This is a genomic window from Henriciella mobilis (assembly GCF_003576315.1).
Lineage (GTDB): Bacteria > Pseudomonadota > Alphaproteobacteria > Caulobacterales > Hyphomonadaceae > Henriciella > Henriciella mobilis.
This window is the reverse complement of sequence record NZ_QWFZ01000003.1, coordinates 127,657-150,560: the sequence shown is the minus strand read 5'-3', so window position 1 is coordinate 150,560 and position 22,904 is coordinate 127,657. Positions and strand designations below refer to the sequence as shown.

At 62.8% G+C, this 22,904-nt stretch carries 23 protein-coding genes; 11 read left to right on the top strand and 12 right to left on the bottom strand.

The window, feature by feature from the left end; all coding sequences use genetic code 11:
• Positions 1 to 55 precede the first annotated feature (55 nt).
• On the bottom strand, positions 56 to 2,788 hold the full coding sequence (locus D1227_RS00735) for a M1 family metallopeptidase (RefSeq protein ID WP_158586527.1): 2,733 nt from the start codon (positions 2,786 to 2,788) through the stop codon (positions 56 to 58).
• Positions 2,789 to 2,908: 120 nt separating this feature from the next.
• On the opposite strand from D1227_RS00735, the gene D1227_RS00730 reads away from it, so the two are divergent.
• From D1227_RS00730 to mtgA, 3 genes are read left to right on the top strand one after another with little or no spacing between them, the layout of a single operon-like run.
• On the top strand, positions 2,909 to 3,583 hold the full coding sequence (locus D1227_RS00730; protein ID WP_119375302.1) for a glutathione S-transferase family protein: 675 nt from the start codon (positions 2,909 to 2,911) through the stop codon (positions 3,581 to 3,583).
• Positions 3,584 to 4,714, top strand: coding sequence for a tRNA epoxyqueuosine(34) reductase QueG (gene queG, locus D1227_RS00725; RefSeq protein ID WP_119375301.1), 1,131 nt, complete (start codon positions 3,584 to 3,586; stop codon positions 4,712 to 4,714). It begins immediately after the preceding gene.
• Positions 4,711 to 5,463 (top strand): monofunctional biosynthetic peptidoglycan transglycosylase, encoded by a 753-nt coding sequence (gene mtgA, locus D1227_RS00720; RefSeq protein WP_119375300.1) that lies wholly within the window; start codon positions 4,711 to 4,713, stop codon positions 5,461 to 5,463. The genes queG and mtgA overlap by 4 nt, the downstream gene beginning before the upstream one ends.
• A gap of 6 nt (positions 5,464 to 5,469) precedes the next feature.
• On the opposite strand, the gene D1227_RS00715 is transcribed toward mtgA, so the two are convergent.
• Positions 5,470 to 6,207 carry a TraB/TrbI/VirB10 family type IV secretion system protein gene (locus tag D1227_RS00715; RefSeq protein WP_119403446.1) on the bottom strand — a complete coding sequence of 246 codons (738 nt, stop codon included), beginning with the start codon at positions 6,205 to 6,207 and terminating at the stop codon, positions 5,470 to 5,472.
• Complete coding sequence (locus D1227_RS00710) at positions 6,194 to 6,844, bottom strand: tetratricopeptide repeat protein (RefSeq protein WP_119403445.1); 651 nt, start codon at positions 6,842 to 6,844, stop codon at positions 6,194 to 6,196. The genes D1227_RS00715 and D1227_RS00710 overlap by 14 nt, the downstream gene beginning before the upstream one ends.
• Positions 6,845 to 6,908: 64 nt before the next feature.
• On the opposite strand from D1227_RS00710, the gene D1227_RS00705 reads away from it, so the two are divergent.
• Positions 6,909 to 7,763 (top strand): SDR family oxidoreductase, encoded by an 855-nt coding sequence (locus D1227_RS00705; RefSeq protein ID WP_119403444.1) that lies wholly within the window; start codon positions 6,909 to 6,911, stop codon positions 7,761 to 7,763.
• Positions 7,764 to 7,857: 94 nt separating this feature from the next.
• Complete coding sequence (yghU, locus tag D1227_RS00700; protein ID WP_119403443.1) at positions 7,858 to 8,730, top strand: glutathione-dependent disulfide-bond oxidoreductase; 873 nt, start codon at positions 7,858 to 7,860, stop codon at positions 8,728 to 8,730.
• Positions 8,731 to 9,169: 439 nt separating this feature from the next.
• Here the strand turns inward: yghU and D1227_RS00695 are convergent, their stop codons facing one another.
• From D1227_RS00695 to D1227_RS00660, 8 genes are read right to left on the bottom strand one after another with little or no spacing between them, the layout of a single operon-like run.
• Positions 9,170 to 10,369, bottom strand: coding sequence for an MFS transporter (locus D1227_RS00695; RefSeq protein ID WP_233349516.1), 1,200 nt, complete (start codon positions 10,367 to 10,369; stop codon positions 9,170 to 9,172).
• The gene (locus D1227_RS00690; RefSeq protein ID WP_233349518.1) at positions 10,362 to 10,757 is read right to left on the bottom strand and encodes a VOC family protein; all 396 of its coding nucleotides are present in this window, start codon (positions 10,755 to 10,757) and stop codon (positions 10,362 to 10,364) included. Before D1227_RS00690 ends, D1227_RS00695 begins: the two co-directional genes overlap by 8 nt.
• Positions 10,754 to 13,393: a methionine synthase gene (metH, locus tag D1227_RS00685; protein WP_119403441.1), complete on the bottom strand. Its 2,640-nt coding sequence runs from the start codon at positions 13,391 to 13,393 to the stop codon at positions 10,754 to 10,756. Before metH ends, D1227_RS00690 begins: the two co-directional genes overlap by 4 nt.
• A complete protein-coding gene (locus D1227_RS00680; protein ID WP_119403440.1) occupies positions 13,390 to 13,818 on the bottom strand; it encodes a gamma-glutamylcyclotransferase family protein in 429 nt (142 codons plus the stop codon). Before D1227_RS00680 ends, metH begins: the two co-directional genes overlap by 4 nt.
• Positions 13,815 to 14,381 (bottom strand): pyridoxamine 5'-phosphate oxidase family protein, encoded by a 567-nt coding sequence (locus D1227_RS00675; RefSeq protein ID WP_119403439.1) that lies wholly within the window; start codon positions 14,379 to 14,381, stop codon positions 13,815 to 13,817. Before D1227_RS00675 ends, D1227_RS00680 begins: the two co-directional genes overlap by 4 nt.
• Positions 14,382 to 14,392: 11 nt before the next feature.
• A complete protein-coding gene (locus tag D1227_RS00670; protein WP_119375292.1) occupies positions 14,393 to 15,439 on the bottom strand; it encodes a homocysteine S-methyltransferase family protein in 1,047 nt (348 codons plus the stop codon).
• Position 15,440: 1 nt separating this feature from the next.
• On the bottom strand, positions 15,441 to 16,349 hold the full coding sequence (metF, locus tag D1227_RS00665; protein ID WP_119375291.1) for a methylenetetrahydrofolate reductase [NAD(P)H]: 909 nt from the start codon (positions 16,347 to 16,349) through the stop codon (positions 15,441 to 15,443).
• Positions 16,346 to 17,323, bottom strand: a complete 978-nt coding sequence (locus tag D1227_RS00660; protein WP_119375290.1) for an ArsR/SmtB family transcription factor — start codon at positions 17,321 to 17,323, stop codon at positions 16,346 to 16,348. The genes metF and D1227_RS00660 overlap by 4 nt, the downstream gene beginning before the upstream one ends.
• A gap of 162 nt (positions 17,324 to 17,485) precedes the next feature.
• Between D1227_RS00660 and D1227_RS00655 the strand changes: the two genes are divergently transcribed.
• Together D1227_RS00655 and D1227_RS00650 are read left to right on the top strand one after the other, a co-directional pair.
• The gene (locus D1227_RS00655) at positions 17,486 to 18,277 is read left to right on the top strand and encodes an MlaA family lipoprotein (RefSeq protein ID WP_119376034.1); all 792 of its coding nucleotides are present in this window, start codon (positions 17,486 to 17,488) and stop codon (positions 18,275 to 18,277) included.
• Positions 18,278 to 18,281: 4 nt separating this feature from the next.
• A complete protein-coding gene (locus tag D1227_RS00650) occupies positions 18,282 to 18,902 on the top strand; it encodes an MlaC/ttg2D family ABC transporter substrate-binding protein (RefSeq protein ID WP_119375289.1) in 621 nt (206 codons plus the stop codon).
• A 136-nt stretch (positions 18,903 to 19,038) separates the two neighbouring features.
• Here the strand turns inward: D1227_RS00650 and D1227_RS00645 are convergent, their stop codons facing one another.
• Positions 19,039 to 19,947 carry a PRC-barrel domain-containing protein gene (locus D1227_RS00645; protein WP_158586526.1) on the bottom strand — a complete coding sequence of 303 codons (909 nt, stop codon included), beginning with the start codon at positions 19,945 to 19,947 and terminating at the stop codon, positions 19,039 to 19,041.
• Between the two features lie 205 nt (positions 19,948 to 20,152).
• On the opposite strand from D1227_RS00645, the gene D1227_RS00640 reads away from it, so the two are divergent.
• From D1227_RS00640 to D1227_RS00625, 4 genes are all read left to right on the top strand, one after another.
• Entirely contained in the window at positions 20,153 to 21,259 is a 1,107-nt protein-coding gene (locus D1227_RS00640; RefSeq protein ID WP_119375288.1) for an S-(hydroxymethyl)glutathione dehydrogenase/class III alcohol dehydrogenase, read from the top strand.
• 29 nt (positions 21,260 to 21,288) lie between these two features.
• On the top strand, positions 21,289 to 21,705 hold the full coding sequence (locus D1227_RS00635; RefSeq protein ID WP_119375287.1) for a hypothetical protein: 417 nt from the start codon (positions 21,289 to 21,291) through the stop codon (positions 21,703 to 21,705).
• A gap of 61 nt (positions 21,706 to 21,766) precedes the next feature.
• Positions 21,767 to 22,144, top strand: coding sequence for a VOC family protein (locus D1227_RS00630; RefSeq protein ID WP_119403438.1), 378 nt, complete (start codon positions 21,767 to 21,769; stop codon positions 22,142 to 22,144).
• 139 nt (positions 22,145 to 22,283) lie between these two features.
• Entirely contained in the window at positions 22,284 to 22,904 is a 621-nt protein-coding gene (locus D1227_RS00625; protein WP_119403437.1) for an SOUL family heme-binding protein, read from the top strand.

Sequence of the window (22,904 nt, the reverse complement as noted above, 5' to 3'; positions counted from 1 at the left end):
TCATCCTTGCGGCAATCGCCCCCCGCATTGTGCAGATGCGAAGGGCGACCAGCCTTTAATTGTCCTGCTCGCCGAGCGCTTCGACAAGCTCGCCCGTTTTCTCGGAGCGGAACGCGGCACAGAGCGTTCCGGCTTCCCGGGCCTGGGCCAGCGAGCGTTCATAGCCCGGTATAAGAGCGCCTTTCGACACGAAGAAGTCATTGGCTTCCGCCACTTTCTCAGCGTCGCAGAAGGCCGAAACGACACTCGGTGTCTGCGGTTTGCGGATTTCCGGGGCGCGGGCGATCATGTTGTCGAAGCTAGCCTTGTAGAGCCCCCAGGCAACATCCTGATGTGCCGTGTTGCGAACTGCTTGCTGTAGCACCGCCCAGGTTTCCTGGCCCTGCCAGTCGCTGCCCTGCATCTCCTTCATCAGGTCCGCCATCTCGGACTCGCCGCTGTTCTGGACCAGGATGTACAGGATATTCCGGCGTTCATACTGGTTGTCCGTATTGCGGGCATAGTCCAGCGCGGCTTCGTAGAAGTCGCGACCGCCCAGCTTGGTGCCATACTTGATCGCGGTGAGGACCGTATCGGAGTCCAGCGCACTGGGGTCCGGCTCGCCATCGACGCCGACATATTGCGCTGCCTTGTCGGCCAGCGCCTGTTCTTCATCAGGCATGGCGCCGGTTTCCAGCAGGGCGGAATAGAGGTCCTGCAGCAGCAGGCTTTCGCCCTGGCCGAGCTCGCCTTCGCGGGCTTTCAGCGCTTCATAGACGGGCATGTAAGTATCGGTCATGAACTGCGTCATGAGATCCTGCTCTTCTTCCGGCAGGGCACTGTAATAGCCCTCTGCCGTGCCGACCGATGCCATCGCGACGTCCCACTCGGCCGAGGCCGACGCCCGCAGAGCATCCAGCACCGCACTTGCCGGTGCATCGCCTGCCCGGAAGGCTGCAGCGATACTGTCGATGAAGGACAGCTGCTCACGTGGGTCGAGAGAGTCGAAATTCGCCGTGAGGGCCGACCAGTTGTCGTCCGAGAGGTTGAAGCGCCAGTAGCCGCCAGATGCATTCGGCATGACCCAGTCGGCACACTGGCCGTCGAGCGGAATCTCCAGTGACTTGCCGCTCATCATCTCGCGATGAACCACCTCACCGGCGGGGCCGGCAATCGTCATGGCGAGCGGGATCTGCCAGGTCGACGCGTCTGTATCGATCTCCGAGCCGAGCGGTGCATAGCGCTGCTGGGTGATCGTGATCAGCCCGGCATCCGGCGCCTCGCATTCGGTGTCCACCTGCAGGTAGGGGATACCCGGCTGGAAGATGAAGGAGCGGAAACTGTCGACAACACCGGCATTGCCGCTGCCATCTGCGAGCGAGGCCATAAAGTCTTCCACATCGGCGACGTCATCCTCGAAACGCTTCATGTGCAGGCGCATGCCTTCCCGGAAGCCATCCTCGCCGAGATAGGCCTCGAACATGGACAGCACGCCGCCGCCCTTGGAATAGGTGATGCCGTCAAACGCATCGAGAATGTCGGCATTCCGCTCGATGGGATTGCGGATCTGGCGGGCATTGATGAGACTGTCCTCGCCCATGGCGGCGATGCCGCGGCGCTGGGAGGCGCGGTCATAGCCCTGGCCGGGATAGACCTCGTCCATGGTCTTGTAGCTCATCCAGGTCGCGAAGGCTTCGTTCAGCCAGATATCGTCCCACCATTTCGGCGTAACGAGGTTGCCGAACCACTGGTGCGCCAGCTCGTGTGCGTGCGTGACGAGTGCGCCGCGCTTGCGGTTGAGCGGTGTGCGCTCATCGATCAGCAGGGCGCTCTCGCGATAGATGATCGCGCCTGCATTCTCCATGGCGCCATAGGCGTATTCCGGCACGGCGATGAGATCGAGCTTCGCGTACGGATAGGGATAGTTGAAGTAGGTTTCCTGGTAGCCGACCATTTCGTCGGTAATGTCCATCGCCGTTTCGAGCTGGTCGCCCTTGCCGGCCGGGGCGAACCCGCGGAACGGGACGGGTGTGGCGCGCAGCGTGTTGGCCGGAAGCGACGTGCCTTCGCGCATGTCGTACGGACCGACCGCCAGCGCCGTCAGATAGGACTGGATCGGCCGTGTCGTCGCGAAGGAATGCTTCACCATGCCATTGTCCAGCTGGCTCGTCCCCTTCAGCGGGGCGTTGGTGATCACCTGGTTGCCGGGCGGCGCCGTGACGGTGAAGGTCCATGGTGTCTTGAAACGCGGCTCGTCAAAGCTCGGCACCATCCGGCGTGCATCGATGGCTTCCATCTGCGAGGCGAGGTAGGGCCGCCCCTTCTGGCTGGCATGGTAGAGGCCGACCAGGCTCTTGTTGTACGGCGCGGTATATTCGATGACGAGCGTCGCATTGCCTGCCGGGACCGGCTCTGCGAAGTCGATCTTGGAGACGCCGCCCTCCGCGAGGCCGCCCTCGAAGGCGCCTTCGATTTCGGTTCCGTCGGGCAGCTGGGCCACCACGCTTTCGATCGTCTGGTCGAGCGAGTGCAGCCAGATGCGCGCGTGCGGCGCCTTCAGGCGCAGGTCGATGGCGACCGTCCCTTCGAACGTGTCTGCGGCCGGGTCGGTCACAAGGTCCAGCCGATAGGCGGTCGGGGCAACGGTGTCAGGAAGCTGACCGGCCGGCGGCTCCTCCAGCATGACCGGCTTGACCGCTTCCTGCTGGCTATCGCTGGATGCATCGTTGGGATTGGGGCCGCAACCTGTAAGAAGGGCGAGACCGGCAACACTTGCAAGAAAGCTTGTTTTGACCCTGTTAAGCGTCATGAAGGATTCTCCTGAGGACAAGATTACGGACCGCATGAAGCATGGAACGCTGAAATGCGCAAAAATTCACTGCTGAACATATAGCTCGCGGGTCATTTGCACCCCTGGAGTGACAGGAATATGAAAAGGCTTTGGCATTGGCCCATCGATCCACTGGCGAGAACCGTGCGCCTTGCGCTCGGCGAAAAGCGCTGCGCGATCGACCTCGTCTCCGTGCTGCCATGGGCCCAGCCGGAGGAGCTGGCCAGCATGGCGCCGGGTGCGCGCGCGCCGGTCATGGTCGATACAGGTGCCGAGGAAAAGGTCTCCGCCGTCGGCACGCATGCCATCTGCGAATACCTCGAGGAGGCGATTCCAACGCCGCGCCTGCTGCCCTTTGTCGCGCAGGAGCGGGCCGAGGCGCGCCGACTCTGGCGCTATAGCGAGGACAGTTTCGCTGACGTCAACGCCACCTTGCTCACCGAACGCGTCAACCAGTGGGTCCGGCGCGCGCGCGAACCTGACAGCGGCGCGCTGCGAACGGGGGTCCACGCGCTGAAGTCGCGCATGACTTTCCTTAACGGGCTCGCGGAGTCGCGCACCTATATGGCCGGGCGGATGCTGACGCTGGCTGACCTCTCCATCGCTGCGCACCTGTCGGCCTACGACTATTTCGGTGACGTGCCCTGGGACATGACGCCAGACCTCAAGGCGTGGTATTCTAGGATAAAGTCCCGGCCGAGCTTCCGGCCGCTGCTCGCCGACAAAGTGGATGGCACGCGGCCTGCCCGGCATTATGCCGATCTCGATTTCTGAATGAGCACATCAGACAACAGTCCCGAAGCCCGCCTCAAGCAGATGGCGGCTGATATCGGCTTTGCCGATTGCCGGATCTGCCGGGCCGATGAGCCCTGGGCGGCTGGAGCCCGGCTGGAAACGTTTGTCGCGCAGGGCCGGCACGGCGGCATGGACTGGATGGAAACCACACTCGAGCGCCGCAAGGCGCCGACAGCGATGTGGCCGGAGGCGAAGTCCGCCATCATGCTGGCGATGAATTACGGCCCGCCGGCCAGCCCGCTGCCGCTTCTGGAGATGCGCGAGCATGGCAATATCTCCGTCTACGCCCGCGGGGCAGATTATCATGAGCTGATCAAGAAGAAGCTGAAACAGCTCGCCCGCGTCTTCGCGGAGGAAACGGGCGAGGCTGTGAAGGTGTTCGTCGATACCGCGCCGCTGATGGAAAAGCCGCTCGCGGAAAAGGCCGGCCTTGGCTGGCAGGGCAAGCACACCAACCTGGTCAGCCGGGAGCACGGCAGCTGGCTGTTCCTCGGCGCGATCCTGACAGCCGCCGCGCTGGAACCGGATGCGCCGGAGGCTGACCATTGCGGCTCGTGCACGGCCTGTCTCGACATCTGCCCGACCGATGCCTTCCCCGCGCCCTACCAGCTCGATGCGCGCCGCTGCATCTCATATCTCACCATCGAACACGCCGGGCCGATCCCGGCGGAATTCCGCGAGCCGATGGGCAACCGCATCTATGGCTGCGACGATTGCCTCGCCGTCTGCCCGTGGAACAAGTTCGCGCACACCTCCGCCGAACAGAAGCTGTGGGCGCGGGCGGAGTTGAAGCTGCCGGAACTGGAAGAGCTGGCCGCGCTCGATGATGCCGCATTCCGCGAAGTGTTCTCCGGCTCACCGGTCAAGCGCACCGGGCGGAACCGGATGCTCCGCAATGTGCTTATTGCCATAGGAAACAGCGGACAGCCGGATCTCGTTGACGGATCGGTCGTGCCGCACCTGGACGATGATGAGCCAATCGTGCGCGGCGCCGCTGTCTGGGCATTGTCACGCCTCGATATGGCCCGGTTTGAATCGGAAAGAGCCCAGCGTGAAGCGAGCGAAACGGATCCGGGGGTCAAGGCAGAATGGGCGCTGACACCACTATGAGCAAGGCCGGACGGGCATCGGCAGGCAAGCTTGCCATGCGCTGGACCGTGCGCGTCATCAAGCTGCTCGCCCTGGTCTTCGTCCTTGCGCATGCCTATGCGCTGGCCATGAAGTGGGCGCCCGTCCCCGGCAGCATCCTGATGATGCAGCGCACCCTCGCGGGTGAGGATTTCCGGCGCGCAATCGTGCCGCTCGAGGATATCTCGCCCAAGCTGGTCACCGCCCTCATCGCAGCAGAGGATTCCCGCTTCTGCTCGCACAATGGGATCGACTTCGAAGCCCTGCAAAAAGCCGTCGAGGAAAACCAGCGCGGTGGGCGCCGGCGCGGGGCATCGACGATCACCCAGCAGACCGCAAAGAACGTCTTCTTCTGGAATGGCGGCGGCTATGTCCGCAAGGCGGGGGAGGCCTGGTTCGCCCTCTTCATCGACGGCATGTGGGGCAAGCGCCGGGTGATGGAGAATTACCTCAATACCATCGAATGGGGCGATGGCCTGTTCGGCGCAGAGGCTGCCGCGCGTGTGCGCTTTGGCAAGCGGGCCTCCGATCTCACCGAGTATGAAGCCGCCCTGCTCGCAGCCGTCCTGCCCAACCCGCATGAGTGGCGCGTCGATCCGCCGGGGCCCTATGTCCGCCAGCGCGCCGGTACCCTGCAGGCGCGTATGCGCGTCGTGGCGAATGAGGGCCTGGATGACTGCGTGCTGGAACCGCAAAAGTGGGCGGCACGCCAGAGGGCCCAGGCGAACTGAGCCTGTTCAGGGGCAGCGCTTGTTGATGCTGTTGGCAGACAGGCCGCCCACCCCGGCATGCGCGCCCTGCCTGTAATAGGCCGTGTCGTTGGTAAAGACGTCCTTGATCACCCCGTCGCCGGGCGGGCAATCCTCTGCCCAGATGCGCCGGATCGCCGGATCGGTGGCGTCGGTCTCGAACTCCGCCCACCGCTTCGGTGCCATGTCCGGCTCTTCGGCATAGCCCGGCGCTTCGGTGACGAAGAGCGGGCCGGCCGTATCGTCGCAATGGTCAGGCCGGTCATCGCCCAGCTTGTTGCAGTTGAACGCTCGCAGCGATGCTACGGCCTTGGCTTCATCGCTCAGCGGCGCTGCCGGATCGAAGACCGGTGGCGCGCCGCGTTCCTCAGAAAGAGCGGCGTCGGCCTGCTCACCGGCAAGGGCCAGAACAGGCGAGCGCAGGCGTTGGCCGGGACGGGCCGTCACGGCACGGTCTGCCGCAGAATTCGCCGGGCCAGGCTCGCGCGTCTGAGGTGCGGACGAAGGCGCCGGCGTGTCGTCGTCTTCGGGGATGAGCGGTTCCGGCAAGCGCTCGACGATCGAGACCGGGATCACGATCTCCCCGCCACTCTGCCTTCCACCATGCGGGATATTGGCCAGCATCCAGAAGACCGGGAGATTGATCCCGAGTGATGCGAGCAGGAACCAGGGCCGCGGCGCTCTGGCGATCAGGCGTCTTGCCTGGCGGAGCCTATTCCTCAGCAAGGCGCTTGGCCTCGCGGATGTCTCCGCGCAGGACCAGCGTGTCTATGTTGCGATTGTCCAGAAGCAGGGCCCGGCTCATATCGCTTTCGGCCAGCTGCAGATTGTCGAGGTTAAGATGGGCGCGCGCACGTAGCTGCAGCGCTTCGATATCGTTCGGATAGGTCGCTAGCGCCCGATCGAGATCGTCGATGGCCGGCTGCCATTTCTGGAGCATCAGGTAAGCGGCGGCGCGGTCGGTGCGGATGTCGGCATCGTTCGGCGCAAGCTTCAGCGCATTGCTGAGCGTTGTGACGGCGGCATCGGGGTAGCCGGCCGTGACCCAGGCATTGCCGGACTGGGCGAGATACAGCGCGCGGTCAGACTCACCGCCAGCATCCGGCGCATTGGCCAGCTCCTCAAGGCGGGCAGCGCCCTCCTTGTAATTGCCCAGCCCGATGATCGCGAGCGCATTACAATAGCGGGCCGCCGGGCGGGCGCCTTCGCCGAGCCAGCGCAGGCTGTCTTCATAGGCCTGTTCGGCATCCTCATCGACCTGCTCGATGCAGGCATTGAGGCGTTCCTGCTCAGCGCGCTCGATCTCCACGATCGCCGACTGGGCGAACGGCAGGATGGCGGCAGCCATGGCAAGCATACTCATACTCTGATACCCCTCGGGTCCCTTGATCGTAACCAGCGTTACAGAGACGGCATAAACCGCGCAAATGACAGATCAGTCACCAACCCTCTTCCTCGTCGGTCCGGGCTACTCAGCCTCCCGGCTGGCCGCGCTTTGCCTGGACACCGGTGCATGGCGGGTGATCGGAACCGCGCGCAGCGAAGACAAGGCCGAGGCGCTGCGGGAAAAAGGCATAGAGCCGGTCCTGACCGATGACCGGGACGGGCTGTCACGGGCGGCGAAGGCCAGTCACTGGGTTATCTCCACCCCGCCCGGAGATGAGGGCTGTCCCGGCTTCGGCCTTGTCGGCGACTTCGCACAAGAGGCCGCGTCGGTCACCTATCTGTCGACGACCGGCGTCTATGGCGACCTCGATGGCGGCTGGGCGTTTGAATGGAGCCCGGTCAATCCTGGCACGAAACGCGGTGAGCGGCGCGTCCTGGCCGAGCAGCAATGGCTGTCCGTGCGCCGCGATACGCGCCTTGTCCGGCTGCCGGGCATTTACGGGCCGGGCCGCTCACAGCTGGACCGGGTGCGCGAAGGCAAGGAAGAGCAGATCGTCAAGCCGGGCCAGGTCTTCTCGCGCATCCATGTCGACGATCTGGCAAATGGCCTGTTCGCGCTGTTGCAGCATCCCGGTCTGTCGGGCGCCTTCAACCTTTGTGACGAGGAAGCCGCCCCGCCGCAGGATGTCATGGCCTATGCTGCGGACCTGCTGGGCATGGCCATGCCGGTGCCGGTCGACCTGGAGACAGCCGATGTCAGCGAGATGGCGCGCAGCTTCTATTCCGAATGCAAGCGGGTCTCGAATGCCCGTCTCAAGGCGGCGACCGGCTGGCGCCCGCATTACCCAACCTTTCGCGAGGGGCTGAGCGCGATCTTCAAGGCTGAGAATAACTGATATCTGGCCTCACAAACCGGTGATCCGATTGCGTGGCCGCGCCCGCCGCCCTACCTCTTGGTCCAGAACAAGACTGAGCAAGGACGGAAACCTGATGAGCGACACCGAATACACACCGCCAAAAGTCTGGACCTGGGATACCGAAAGCGGCGGGCGTTTTGCCAAGATCAACCGCCCCATCGCCGGACCGACTCATGAGAAGGAGCTTCCCGTCGGCAAGCATCCCTTCCAGCTCTACTCGCTGGGCACGCCGAACGGCGTGAAGGTCACCATCATGTTCGAGGAACTGCTCGAAGCCGGCCACAAGGGCGCCGAATATGATGCCTGGCTGATCAATATCGGCGAAGGCGACCAGTTCTCGTCCGGCTATGTCGAGCTCAACCCGAACTCCAAGATCCCGGTCCTGGCCGACCACACGACCAATCCGCCGACCCGCGTGTTCGAAAGCGGCTCGATCCTGCTTTATCTCGCGGAGAAGTTCGGCGCGTTCCTGCCCAGCGACCACGTCAAGCGCACCGAAGCGCTGAACTGGCTGTTCTGGCAGATGGGGTCTGCGCCCTATCTCGGCGGCGGCTTCGGCCACTTCTACGCCTATGCGCCGACCAAGATGGAGTATCCGATCAATCGCTTCGCCATGGAGGTGAAGCGCCAGATGGACGTGCTCGACCGCCACCTTGCGGACCATGAATACATGGCAGGCGATGAGTACTCCATCGCCGACATGGCCATCTGGCCCTGGTATGGCGCCATGGCGAAGGGCATCATCTATGATGCGGGCGAGTTCCTGCAGGTCCACGAGTACAAGAATGTGATCCGCTGGACCGACCAGCTTGCTGCCCGTCACGCCGTCCAGCGCGGCCGCATGGTCAACCGCACCTTCGGCGAGCCGTCCAGCCAGCTGCGCGAGCGCCACGATGCCAGCGACTTTGAGACGAAGACGCAGGACAAGATCGAGGCGGCGGAGTAGGGGCCAGCACCATCCGGCCAGACACCTTCACCCCGGCCGATCAGCAAATTCAGGAGGGCGCTTGTTTCGATAGGTTCTGGCTATCAAAGCAAGCGCCCTTTTCGATTGGAACGATTGAGCACCGAACCCAGCTCTTATCTGTAAGCAATTTTTGGGGTTTGAGGTGGTCAACGCACGCAAGGTCTTACTCCGCCGGAATGAGTTCCGGTTGAGTTGGAAGGCATGGCTGCATCGGCTTTCGGGGCTCTGTCCCTCCGATGTGACCTCGCCATCCGGCGTCGTTGGCCGCCACCCCGCATAACCAGATTGTCGCGCGCTGCTAGCCTCATCCCACCCCTCAACCCTCCTGGGGCGGCGTGCATGACAACCGGGCACCAGGCTGCCTTGACGCTCTCTCCCAGCCTGGTGCCCGGGCCCCTGCCTTCGGCGGAGCCCGTTCTCAAGCCGTGAGTTCGGTGGGCTCCAGTCTCGGCAGCAAGACCAGGCACAGCGTCGCACCTAGCTGAAGCCCCGCCCCGGCAATCGCCAGCGGGATCAGCCCATCCTCGATGAAGGGTGACACAGCCGCTGTCCCCAGGGCGGCAATTCCGAAAATCCAGAGGATTGTCAGCGAGGAGGCCCGGTCATCATCGCCCTGGCCGGCCATGATGGCGCGCAGGAAACCGGGCGGGCCGCGAAAGCCAAGACCCGAATTCACCAGAATGAAGATCGGCGTCAGCCAGATCGGGTCGCCATTGCCGAACAATGCAAACAACAGGACGAGCACCGCGCCCGTCGTCGCCATCCCCGTGCCAAAGGTAATCATCGGTTCCGGGCCGAAGCGCTTGACGAGGCTGCCGGTGACGTTCGAGGCGATGATGAAGCAGGAAATGCCGACCACCTGCATGGTGATGAAGTGCATCATCGTTCCGCCCATGGCATTTACCATCACAGCGGGCGCCCCGAAGACGAAAACGAGCAGGCCACCAACGACCAGCGCCTGGCTGAGCCCGTAGCGCAGGAAGACCGGCGAGCCGATGAGGCGCCAGTAGGAGCCTTTCTGTTTCTGCTTTTCGCGGTCTTTCGATGGCGGCAGGATCCCGCCCCAGACGATGAACACGGCAGACAGGGCAACCGCCAGCACACCGGTCACGAAGAAGGGGAGTTCCCAGCCGCCCTGCTGAACCAGCCACAGCCCGGCTATCGGTGCGCCGGCCGGGGTCAGGCTCTCGAAACTGGACAGCGCGCCAATCGCGCGGGTCGCGCCCTGTTCGGAAAACAGCGCGCGGATGATACCCGGCGCGAACACGGCCGGTGCAGCCGAGGCGAGCCCCTGGAAGAAACGGATGCCCAGCAGCGTCCACATGTCCGGCGACAGCGTGGCCGCCCCGGACAGGAGGCCATAGGCGAGCAGCGCAAACACAAGGCACCGCCGGCGCCCATAGCGCTCGCCTAGCATTCCGAACAGCAACAGGCCGCTCGCTGACCCGCCGATGAAGCAGGCGATGACGAGCTGGGCAGCTTCCTCGCTGCCAGGCAGGGCCTCATGCAGCGTCGGGATCGCTGGCAGGACAAGGTCTATGCCGGACAGGGCGAGCACCGTGCCAAGCACGACGAGGATGCAGGCAAGCACCGGATATGGGGTGGTTTTCTCAGTCACGTGCAGGCTCGATCAGGTCCCAGAGATTGCCGAAAGGGTCGCGGAAGACGGCGACCGTTCCGTAGGGCTCTCTCATCGGCGCCCGAACGAAGTCGACCCCACGTTCGGCATATGCCTGGTATGTGTCGTCGAAGTCCGTCACTTCGAGAAAGAAGCCAACCCGCCCGCCGGCCTGGTTGCCAATGGCAGCGCGCTCGGTCTCGTCCTTTGGCTGGGCGAGCAGGATCGTGGTTTCGGCCCCTGCCGGCGCGACACGCACCCAACGTTTCGTTTCGCTGAGGCGCGTATCCTCGCGCAGCTCGAAGCCGAGCGTGCCAACGAAAAAGCTGATCGCCTCGTCATAGTCCGGCACGACAAGCGTGACGGTGGCGATCCGCACCGCCGTCACGCGGCTTCGTCCGTACTGACCGCGAAGGGGTCGTAATTGAGGATCGGGGCGAGCCAGCGCTCGGCCGTGCGCGTATCCCAGCCCTTGCGCCGGGCATAGTCCTCGACCTGGTCACGCTCGATGCGGCCGACGGCGAAATAGGCGCTGTCGGGATGCGCGAAATAAAGGCCGGAGACCGATGGCGCCGGGCTCATCGCAAAGCTCGAGGTCAGCGACACGCCGATCCGGTCTTCGGCTTCGAGCAGCTTGAAGATCGTTTCTTTCTCGGTGTGGTCGGGCTGGGCCGGATAGCCGGGCGCCGGGCGGATGCCGCGATACTTTTCCTTGATCAGCGCGTCATTATCCAGCGCCTCGTCGCCCGCGTAGCCCCACAGCTCCTTGCGGACCTTCATGTGCATGTACTCTGCCATTGCTTCGGCGAAGCGGTCAGCCAGCGCCTGCACCATGATGGCGGAGTAATCGTCGCCCTTGTCCTTGAACTCTTTCGATATTGCGTCGGCTTCCGCGCCGGCGGTCACGCAGAAGGCGCCGATATGGTCGCCGCTCTCGGCGATGAAGTCCGAGAGGGCGAAGTTGGGCTTCTCGTTGGTCTTCACCATCTGCTGGCGGATCGTGTGCAGCGTGTCGCCCGTGCCAAGCTTGATGTCATCGCCCTTGCGCTCGGCTCCCCAGAAACCGATGACGGCTTTCGGCTTGAACCAGGCCTCACCGAGCAGGCGCTGCAGCATGGTCTGGGTGTCGCGCCAGAGATCGGAAGCCGCTTCACCGACCTTCTCATCCTCCAGGATCTGCGGATACCGGCCCGCGAGATCCCAGCTCATGAAATAGGGCGTCCAGTCGATATAGTCCTTCAGCTCGTTGAGATCGAAATCCTCGAACGTCTTTACGCCCGTGAAGGTGGGGGCCGGGGCCGACGCCTCCTTGGTGTTGAAAGCCTTCTCGCGCGCTTCGCCGATCGGCAGGCGCGGGGTCGGCGGGCCGCCCGCACGGCTTTCGCGGATACGGTCATAGCGCGCCTTCGTCGTGCCCCACAGCGTCGCGCGATCGTCTTCGTTCATCATCGCACTGACGACGCCGACCGCGCGGCTGGCATCGCTGACATGGATGACGGGCGCGGATGGGAAGGCCGGGTCGATCTTGACCGCCGTGTGCGCCGGAGACGTCGTCGCCCCGCCGATCAGCAGCGGCAGGTGAATGCCCTGGCGTTCCATCTCGGCAGCAACAAAGACCATCTCGTCGAGCGACGGGGTGATCAGGCCGGAGAGGCCGATCATGTCCGCCTTCTCCTCAATGGCGGCCTCCAGGATCTTCTCCGCGGGCACCATGACGCCGAGATCGATGATGTCGTAGCCGTTACAGCCGAGCACGACGCCGACAATGTTCTTGCCGATATCGTGGACATCGCCTTTCACCGTGGCGAGCACGACCTTGCCATTCGACACCTTGTCGAGGCCAAGCTCCTTCTGCTCCTCCTCGATGAAGGGGGTGAGGTGAGCGACAGCTGCCTTCATGACGCGCGCGGATTTCACAACCTGCGGCAGGAACATCTTGCCCGCACCGAACAGGTCGCCGACGACATTCATGCCGTCCATCAGCGGGCCTTCGATGACATGCAGCGGGCGCTCGGCGCGCTGGCGGGCTTCCTCGGTGTCTTCCACCACGAATTCGGTGATGCCGTGGACGAGCGCGTGTTCGAGACGCTTCTCGACGGGCTGCTCGCGCCAGCTCATATCCTTCTTCTTCACCTCGCCCTTCTGGCCGCGATACTGTTCGGCAAGGTCCAGCAGACGCTCGGTCGCGTCGTCCCGGCGGTTGAGGATCACGTCCTCGACGGCCTCGCGCAGCTCCGGATCGATATCGTCATAGATGTCGAGCTGGCCGGCATTGACGATGGCCATGTCGAGGCCGGCCGGGATGGCGTGATACAGGAAGACAGAGTGCATCGCCCGGCGAACGATCTCATTGCCGCGGAAAGAGAACGACACGTTCGATAGCCCGCCGGAGATGTGGCAGTGCGGAAGGTTCGCGCGGATGCGCTTGCACGCCTCGATAAAGTCGACGGCGTAATTGTTGTGTTCCTCGATGCCGGTCGCGACGGCAAAGATGTTCGGGTCGAAGATGATATCTTCCGGCGCAAAGCCGACCTTCTCGGTCAGCAGCTTGTAGGCGCGCTCGGAGATCTCGAACTTGCGCTCGGCGGTGTCGGCCTGGCCAACTTCGTCAAACGCCATGACGACCGTGGCCGCGCCGTAGGACTGCACCTTGCGCGCCTGCTCCAGGAACTGTTCCTCGCCTTCCTTCAGCGAGATGGAGTTCACCACAGCCTTGCCCTGCACGCATTTCAGGCCTGCCTCGATCACCTCCCATTTGGAGCTGTCGATCATGATCGGCACGCGCGCGATGTCCGGCTCGGCGGCAATCAGATTGAGGAAGGTCGTCATCGCCTCGACGCCGTCCAGCATGCCCTCATCCATGTTCACATCGATGATCTGCGCGCCATTCTCGACCTGCTGGCGCGCGACATCGACGGCGGCGTCATAGTCGCCCGCCTTGATGAGATTGCGGAATTTCGCAGAGCCGGTGACGTTGGTCCGCTCACCGATATTGATGAAGATCTGGGAAGCTGTGTCGGTCATGTGCGTGGGCGTCCTTTCTCAAGGGGCCAGTTGCCGTCTTCGAGGACAGGGTAGCCATCTGTTTTCTGGTTGTAGATGTAGATCCAGGCCTTGCCGTAGGGCCGGCCGAAATCGTCGATGAGGTCGGTCTTTTCGCGCCGGTATAGCGAGCCTTTCGGATCGCCCGGGCGGATGTCTTCAAAGTCGTCCATCTGCCGGGCGAGCCGGGCATGGTCGAGCCGGTAGAGCATGCCGTGGCAGATATCCTCGCCCGGCACGACCCCCGGAAAGCCGCCAAGATCGAGCATGCGGCCCTTGAACCGGCAGGGCCCAAGGAATTCGCCATGGCGCGGGAAATCCAGGTGCGCGGGCGCACCGGCGGCCCCCTGTTTCAGGAGGCCGTAGAAGATGAACTGGTCGCCGGAGGAGACGGGCGGGGCAATCATGAGGCGGATTCGGGCCTTTCGACGCCGGTCAGCCCGTCAATGCTTGTCGCATTGGCGGTGTAGAATTTCTCGGCCCAGTCGTCGGGGCTTTTGGCCGGATTGTCGGCATAGCGTTTCAGCTGGTCGCGATCGCCTTTGAACTCATAGAAGGGCACGCCCCAGCCGCAGCTGTCGGAGACGCGGTCGAGCTTTACCGTCACGATGGCGCGGGCCTTGTCGAAGGTCGGGAACAGCGCCAGCAGGTCGGCAAAGCATGGATCGTCGAACTGCACCGCTTCGCCGCGGCCATAGAGACGGACGATGTTTGCCGCGCCCTCGAAGGCGCAGAACATGATGGTGATGCGGCCGTTTTCCTTGAGGTGGGCCATCGTCTCGATGCCTGAGCCGCCCATGTCGAGCCAGGCAACCGTCTGCTCGTCAATGATGGCAAGGCTGTCATAGCCCTTCGGCGAGACATTCACATGACCCTCGCCCGACAGCGGCGCCGTGGCCACGAAGAACATCTTCTGTGCCTTGATGAACCCGATGAGCTTGTCATCGAGCTTGTCATACGTCTTTCCCATGGAAGTCTCCCTCAGCTGGCGAGCTGGAAAGGTTCCAGCCCGGAGAGGCGCATAGCACGCGGGGGCTCGGGGATCTTGCGCGGGACCTTGCCTTTGACGGCCTTCGCGATGGCCGCGATGTGCGGCGGGGTCGTCCCGCAGCAGCCGCCAAGCACGTTGACGAGGCCCGATTTTGCCCATTCCTCGAGCTGGGCGGCAGTCTGCTCGGGCAGCTCGTCATATTCGCCGAACTCGTTCGGCAGGCCGGCATTCGGATAGGCGATGACGCGCGTATCGGCGGCCTTGGAAATGGCGGCGATGTGCGGACGCATCATCTTCGCGCCGAGCGCGCAGTTGAGGCCGACCGCCCATGGCTTGGCGTGGCGGATCGAATGCCAGAAGGCTTCGGCGGTCTGGCCGGACAGGGTGCGCCCGGAGGCATCCGTGATCGTGCCGGAAATGATGACCGGGATATCTTCGCCGGTCTCCGCACGGAAATCCATCACGGCCTTGATCGCCGCCTTGGCGTTCAGCGTGTCGAAAATGGTCTCGATCAGGAAGAAGTCGATATAAGGCGCCATGGCGCGCGCCTGTTCGAGATAGGCCTCGCGGACATCATCAAAGGTCACTTCCCGGTAGCCCGGATTGTTGACGTCCGGCGACAGCGACAGCGTCTTGTTGGTTGGCCCGATCGCGCCGAGGACGCCAACCGGCCTGCCGGCCGCATCGGCGGCTTCGCGCGCGACCTTCGCACCGGCTTCGGCGATCTCGGCGGCAATGCCTTGCATATGATAGTCGCCCTGGCCGATGACCGTCGCGCTGAACGTGTTGGTCTCGATGAGGTCCGCGCCGGCCTCGATGAACTGCGTGTGCACGTCCCGCACGGCGTCAGGCTGGGTGAGGTTCAGCAGGTCATTATTGCCCTGCACCGGGCTGTCCCAGTCCTTGAAGCGCTCGCCGCGGAACTGCTCCTCGGTGAACTTGTACTTCTGCAGCATCGTGCCCATAGCACCGTCGAGGATGAGGATTTCATCCTTCGCTTTGGCTTCGAGGTCCGAAATCCGGTCTTGTCTGGTCATATCAGGCAGCCTCCGCATGTGCCGGCTTCAGGCCGAGCAGGTGGCAGGTGGACAAGGCGAGGTCGGCCTTGTTGAGCGTATAGAAGTGGAACTGGTTGACCCCGCCATCGGCGAGCTTGTGGCAGAGCTCGGCGGCGACGTTCGCGGTAATCAGGTCGCGCGTCGTGGCGTCGTCGTCGAGGCCCTCATAGAGCTTGTGCAGCCAGTCCGGCAGCGAGGCGCCGCACATCTTGGCGAAGTTCTTCAGGCCCTTGAAATTGGACTGCAGCATGATGCCGGGCACGATCGGCATGGTGATGCCCGCGCCGCGCGCCTTGTCGACAAAGTCGAAATAGACGTCCGGGTCGAAGAAGAACTGCGTGATCGCCCGGTCGGCGCCGGCATCCTGCTTGCGCTTGAGGTGGGCGAGATCGGCCTCCCAGCCGCGCGAGTCCGGGTGCGGTTCGGGATAGCAGGCGACGGAGACCTCGAACACCTTGCCGAGGTCCGGCCGGTGGGCACGCAGGTCGCTGACGAGGTCGACGACGCTCGTATAGCGCCCCTCGGGCTGTTTGAAGTCTTCGTCCTGCGGGGCGTCGCCGCGCAGCGCGACGATGTGGCGGACGCCCGCCTCATAATAGTCTTCGGCGGTCTGCAGCACCTCCTCGCGCGGGGCACCGACGCAGGTCAGGTGCGCTGCGGGCGTCAGCGACGTCTCACGTGCGATCCGGCTCACCGTTTCGTGCGTGCGCGTACGCGTCGAGCCGCCGGCGCCATAGGTCACCGACACGAAGTGCGGCGACATCGGCTCCAGCCGGCGGACGCATTCCCAGAGTTTCTCTGTCATCGACTCATTCTTCGGTGGGAAGAATTCGAACGAGACAGAGGGGGTTTTTCCTGCCTGACGTGCGGCAACCGACAGATCGCTCATGCGGCAACTTCCTTCTTGTTTGCGGGTTTGCGTGCGCTCCAGATCAGCACAGCGACACCGCTCTCGAGATCTTGAGGGGGGTCAAAACGGATCGGGTTGTCCAGGTCGAGACCGGCCTGGCTGGCCCAGGTTTTCATATTGTCGGGCCGGATGCCGAGGCGGTGATGGCCGAATTCCTCACGCATGAATTCGTGATCGTGCTGGGCAAAGTCAACGACGATCAGCTGGCCGCGCGGCTGCAGGATACGGGCAGCTTCCTGCAGCACCCGTCCCGGCTCTTCGAGATAATGCAGGACCTGGTGGACGATGACGACGTCGGCGCTTTCCGACTGGAACGGCGTTGCGGTGGCGTCGCCCTGGCGCACGCGGGCGCTGGCAAGGCCGGCTTCGGCGAGGTTCGAGCGCGCAAGCGCCAGCATCTGGTGCGAGAGATCGAGCCCCTCGACCGTGTGGGCCCGGTCGCCGAACAGGGTCAGCATGCGGCCCGTGCCGGTCCCGAGATCGACGACCCGGTTGAATGGCCCGGGCCCAGCCGCCTTGAGAATGGCGGCTTCGATGAGGTTTTCCGGATAGTGCATGGCGCGTATCCGGTCCCATTCCGGCGCGATCTCGCTGAAATAGGTCTCGGCGGCGGACTGGCGGGCCTGCCGCACGGCGTCGAGGCGCCTGAGGTCGGCGGGGAAGTCGCCTTCCTCAAGATCCATCTGCTCGAACAGATTGTCGATCAGCTCCTTCGCCCAGCCCGATGCGGGCAGGCGGTAGAAAACCCGCGCGCCTTCCGGCAGGCGTTCGGTCAGGCCCGCCGATGTCAGTGCTTTCAGGTGGTGAGACAGGCGCGGCTGGCTCTGGCCCAGCAGCGTCACGAGTTCACCCACGGCCAGTTCGCCGCGGCGCAGCAGAACGAGAATTCGCAGCCGGGTCGGCTCGCCAGCCGCCCGCAGCGCTTCGATCAGGGTTTCCGCCGCAACACTCATATTATCATATAAACATGCATTTATATGCTTTGCAATATACAATGCCAATGTGTTGCCACGGAACCACTGCATTCATGCAGAAAAGACAAACCACCTATGTTTGTGTTGAAAGCACCGCCAGCGTTTCACATATCGCGTATCGAACAGACCGGACCCGTACCCATGAAGTTTCAAGCTGTAGCCGCGCTTGCGGTCCTCACTGTATCTGCCTGCGCGACGACACAGCCGAGCCAGTCCGGTGAAGTGTATGATCCGTGGGAAGGCTGGAACCGGAAAGTCTACGGCTTCAACGAGGTCGTCGACAAGGCCGCGCTTGAGCCGGTGGCCCGCGCTTACCGGGTCGCGACACCGACGCTTTTCCGCGAAGGCGTCAACAATGTGCTCAGCAATTTGCGCCAGCCGGTCGTCTTCGTGAACACGGTCCTGCAGGGCAATCCGGATGCATCCGGTGAAACCTTCGGGCGCTTCCTGATCAACTCGACGGCGGGTGTTGCCGGCATCTTCGACGTGGCGAGCGCGCTTGGTGTTGCCAAGCATGATGAGGATTTCGGCCAGACGCTGGGCGTCTGGGGTGTCGAGCCCGGTCCCTACATCATCCTGCCCGTCATGGGCCCGAGCAACCTTCGCGATTTCATGGGCCGCGGTGTCGACAATGCCTTCGATCCGCTGAACTGGACCGAATTCGAGGATCGTGATCTCGACAACGAAATCATGGTGACGCGGACCGTGGTCGGCGCGATCGCCACGCGCGAGCGCCTGATCGAAACGATCGAGACACTGCGCGACCAGCCGGAACCTTATATCGCCATGCGGCGTAACTACACTTCCCAACGTCAGGCCGCGATCAGAAATGGCAAAATTGAGGACGACCCCTACAAAGATTTGCCAGATTTCGATGATTTCGATGAGTTCGGGTTTGAAGAAGAGTCAGGGTCTGACCAACCACAGGATTAAGAATATGAAACTGCGTAACCTAATCATGGCAGCTTCAGCGGCGCTGGTCCTCCCAGCGGCGGCGCTGGCTGACACGCAGACGGAAAATTTCGTCAAGCAGAATGCGAACGAAGTTCTGAATTCACTGAACAATCCCGACCTCAGCAGCGAGGAACGGACATCGCTGTTCAGTGGCTATATGGAACAGTTCGCCAATATTGACGCCGTCTCGAAATTCGTCATCGGCAAGTATGCCAGCCGCTTCAATCCAGATGAATTGAAGCGCTACCAGCAGGCCTTCCGGACCTATGCGCTCGCCGTGTATCAGAACCAGCTGGACGCTTATCGCGGCAATGAAGTCGTGGTCGAAGGCTCCACAGACCGTTCACCCAGCGATTCCATCGTCGATACGACGATCGCCCGTGCCGATGGCAAGAACATGGATGTTCGCTGGCGCGTGCTTCACCGCAATGGCGAGTACCAGGTCGTGGACGTGGCGCTCGATATTGACGGTAACCTGATCTGGCTGGCCATCGAGCAGCGCGCCCAGTTCCTGGCCCTGCTGGACCGCACGAACGGCTCGGCCGATGCGCTGATCGACAAGATCAACGACATGACCGCCAAGCTGGAGAATGAGCGTCGCTAGTCGCCGCTCGCCTCACCGCAGAGATGTTGAAAGCCCTCCCGAGCGGAGGGCTTTTTTCTGTCCGGAATTGTGGGCACCAGGCAAAAGAAAAGCCGGCCCAGTGGCCGGCTTTCCTGGCTTGATGCGGGGTGAAGGCCTATTGCGGCGTGGACGTGTCGCCTGATCCGTCCATGTCAGGCATCAGCCCGTCATCGTCGCTGCTATCTTGGCCGCCGCTCTCGCCCTGCAAGCTGGCCTCGGCGGAGGTTTCCGCTTCATAGGCAAAGCGCGGCATGGAGGTGAGGTCGGCCTTTGCGGCATCAACGACAACAAGCCCGCCATCGCCCTGCTCGACCTGGATGCGGTCGAAGCCGATCGTGCGCATGTCATCGAGCATCAGCGGATCGGAGATTACGGCGTACTGCACCGTGCCGTCCTGGCTGAGAATGATGTCGCGGATCCGAACACTATCATTGGAATTCACGAAGGCGGCCGTCGTGCCCATGATTTCCGAAGCGAGGCGATAGTCGTTCAGCCCGTCCTGTTCGAATTCGGCAACCTCCTGGATCGCCTCTTCGGTCATGCCGACGCTGAAGCGCGGATCGGCGTCTGCCGCCATGGTCAGGTCGACGGCGCTGTAGGGAAGGGCGCCCTTGGTGCCGACAATGTCGATGAAGTCACCGCTCCTGAAGATGACGGATTCAACCTCGCCGCCCGCATTGATGAGCAGGTCGTCGACGGTTGCGATGTCTTCGCCGGTCGCGCCGGTCACTTTGGCGCCGATCAGGTTGCCGGCGCTGAGTTCGCTATCGGCAAGGTAGGTTATGCCGGCATCGCGCGGCGCCATTTCCGGGTCGGCATCCATGAGATTGCCGTTGACTTCGGTCTGGCCGGTCTCGTTGGAAGCCATTTCTGCATTTGATGTATCGGTTTCATTGGCCGCTTCAGCGCTCTGGCTTTCACCATAATTGGCTTCGCCGAGTTCGATATCGTCTGCGGCCTGTGAGCAGGCGGCTGCGCCCATCAGCAGGGCGGCTGCAGCGGTTGTAATCATGAGGTTCTTCATGTCTGTCTCCTTCTGGACGTCAACATCATGGTAAACGGCTGCGCCCACGCGGACGTTCCTTCGCGCCGCCGTCGGGCACCTGAAATTGTTGTCACATTCGGGTTCCGCATCGCTTTCGGGGCGATAATTCCCCGGCCCCCTTGCCGTGGCGCGCGGCTCGCGACATGGTCCGCACCGATTTTGGAAAAACGGTGGAGCCAGAGCCATGAAGACACGCGCCGCAGTCGCTTTTGAAGCCAAGAAGCCGCTCGAGATTGTCGAGCTTGACCTGGAAGGCCCGAAGGCCGGCGAAGTCCTCGTCGAGATCATGGCGACGGGCATCTGCCATACCGACGCCTACACGCTGGACGGGCTGGACTCGGAGGGCCTGTTCCCGTCCGTGCTCGGCCATGAAGGCGCGGGCATCGTTCGCGAGGTCGGTGCGGGCGTGACCAGTGTGAAGCCGGGCGACCATGTCATCCCGCTCTACACACCCGAATGCCGCCAGTGCAAAAGCTGCCTCTCGGGCAAGACCAATCTCTGCACCGCGATCCGCGCGACGCAGGGCAAGGGCGTGATGCCGGACGGCACCAGCCGCTTCTCCTACAAGGGCCAGACCATCTACCACTATATGGGCTGCTCGACCTTCTCGAACTTCACCGTCCTGCCGGAGATCGCTGTCGCGAAAATCCGTGAGGACGCGCCGTTTGATAAAGCCTGCTATGTCGGCTGCGGCGTGACGACCGGTGTCGGCGCGGTGGTGAACACGGCCAAGGTCCAGGTTGGCGACAATGTCGTCGTCTTCGGCCTTGGCGGTATTGGCCTCAACGTCATCCAGGGCGCGAAGATGGCCGGCGCGGACAAGATTGTCGGCGTCGATATCAACCCGGCCAAGAAGGAGTGGGGCGAGAAATTCGGCATGACGCATTTCGTCAATCCGAAGGAGACCAAGGATGTCGTCGCCCACCTTGTCGAGCTGACCGATGGCGGGGCGGACTATTCCTTCGACTGTACGGGCAATACCGATGTGATGCGCCAGGCGCTGGAATGCTGCCATCGCGGCTGGGGTACTTCGGTCATCATTGGCGTCGCCGAAGCCGGCAAGGAAATCTCGACGCGCCCCTTCCAGCTGGTGACGGGGCGCAACTGGCGCGGCACCGCCTTTGGCGGCGCGAAAGGGCGTACCGACGTGCCGAAAATTGTCGAGTGGTACATGAACGGCAAGATCCAGATCGACCCGATGATCACCCATGTCATGAAGCTCGACCAGATCAATGACGCCTTCGACCTCATGCATGCCGGCGAAAGCATTCGGAGCGTGGTGGTGTATTAGGCCGTCCAATTCGGGGAGAGGAGAAACGAATGAGCTTTGATCTTCTGATTTTCGATCCTCAATTGGTCGAGTATCGGGAACCGGCCGCGTTTCTCGAATGGTACGATGACCTCACCGAGTGGGAGGATGGCGTTGATTATTATGACCCGGCAACCGCGTCGGCTCCACTGCAGTCGTGGTTTCACGAAATGAGGATCGACTATCCGCCGATGAATGGGCCATTCGCACCTTCCCTGGATGAAATCGACCGTGCTCAGGATTATTCGATCGCGCCCGATTCCATCTACGCATCATTCTCCTACTCAGCGGGTGTGAAAGTGGTCGAGCAGGCCTTTGACGAAGCCGCAAAGCGCAGTCTTGGTATATTCGATCCGCAAGACGGTACGGTTTATCTGCCCGCACCGGATGGGATGGCGTTAAAACCTGCGTTTCGTTTGGGGGACTAGCGATGCCTCGTGCAACGGTTTCCAGACTATCGTTTTTCTTTACAAAAAAGAGGTACCTGAAGTGTACAGTCACATGATGGTCGGGTCGAATGACCTCGACAAAGCCAAGACATTTTACGACGCGACCTTCGAGGCGATCGGCGGCAAGCCCGGGATTACCGACCCGAAGGGCCGGCTGGTCTACCTGCACAATGGGTCCGTCTTCCTCGTCACCAAGCCCATCGACGGCGAACCGGCCACCCATGGCAACGGCATGACGATCGGCTTTGCCATGAAGTCCCCCGAGGAAGCCGATGCCTGGCACAAGGCCGGTGCAGCAGCCGGCGGCAAGCCGATCGAAGACCCGCCCGGCTGGCGCGAAAGCAATGGCAACCGGATGTACCTCGCCTATCTGCGCGACCCGGACGGCAACAAGCTCTGCGCGCTCTGCCGCGGCTAGGCAGCCTCAATTGTCGTGAAAGTAGTGCCGCCTCACCCTTTGTGGGTGGGGCGGCATTTTTATTCTGCTCTGGCAAACTGCCGATCGATCCGAAGCGTCAGGCCTTGCGTAGAAAAAATATGAAACAGGAGCTTTTCTCATGCGCCGTATCTTGCTTGCCGCCATTGTTCTCGGGGTCTTCGCGATGAGTGCCAGCGCGACAGAAGAGCCAGCGTTCGAGACGGTTGAGCAGGATGGGAAGATAGAAGTGCGCCAGTACGCACCGCTCATCGTGGCGGAGACCGAGGTTTCCGGCGATATGCGGGACGCCGGAAGTTCAGGCTTTCGCGTGCTCGCCGATTACATTTTCGGCAACAACACCGCGCGCAGCGAAATCGCGATGACGGCGCCGGTCACCCGCACCCCGTCCCGGAAGATCGAAATGACGGCGCCCGTGACCCGCGTTCCAACCCAGACCGACAGCTGGACGGTCACCTTCACCATGCCATCCAAATGGACCATGGAGACGCTGCCGGTGCCCAACAATCCGGCCGTGAAGCTTCGCGAAGTGCCCGGAGAACTGATGGCAACCATCAGGTTTTCGGGATCAGGCCAGATGAAGGCTCACAAAGCCAGGCAGGAAGAGCTTGAGCGCTGGATGGCAGCACACGGCTACGAAGCCACCGGCGCGCCGCGCTATGCCGGCTATGACGCGCCATGGAAGCCAGCCCCGTTCCGCCGGAACGAGGTCCTCATCCCGGTCAAGCCGGCCCAGGACTGA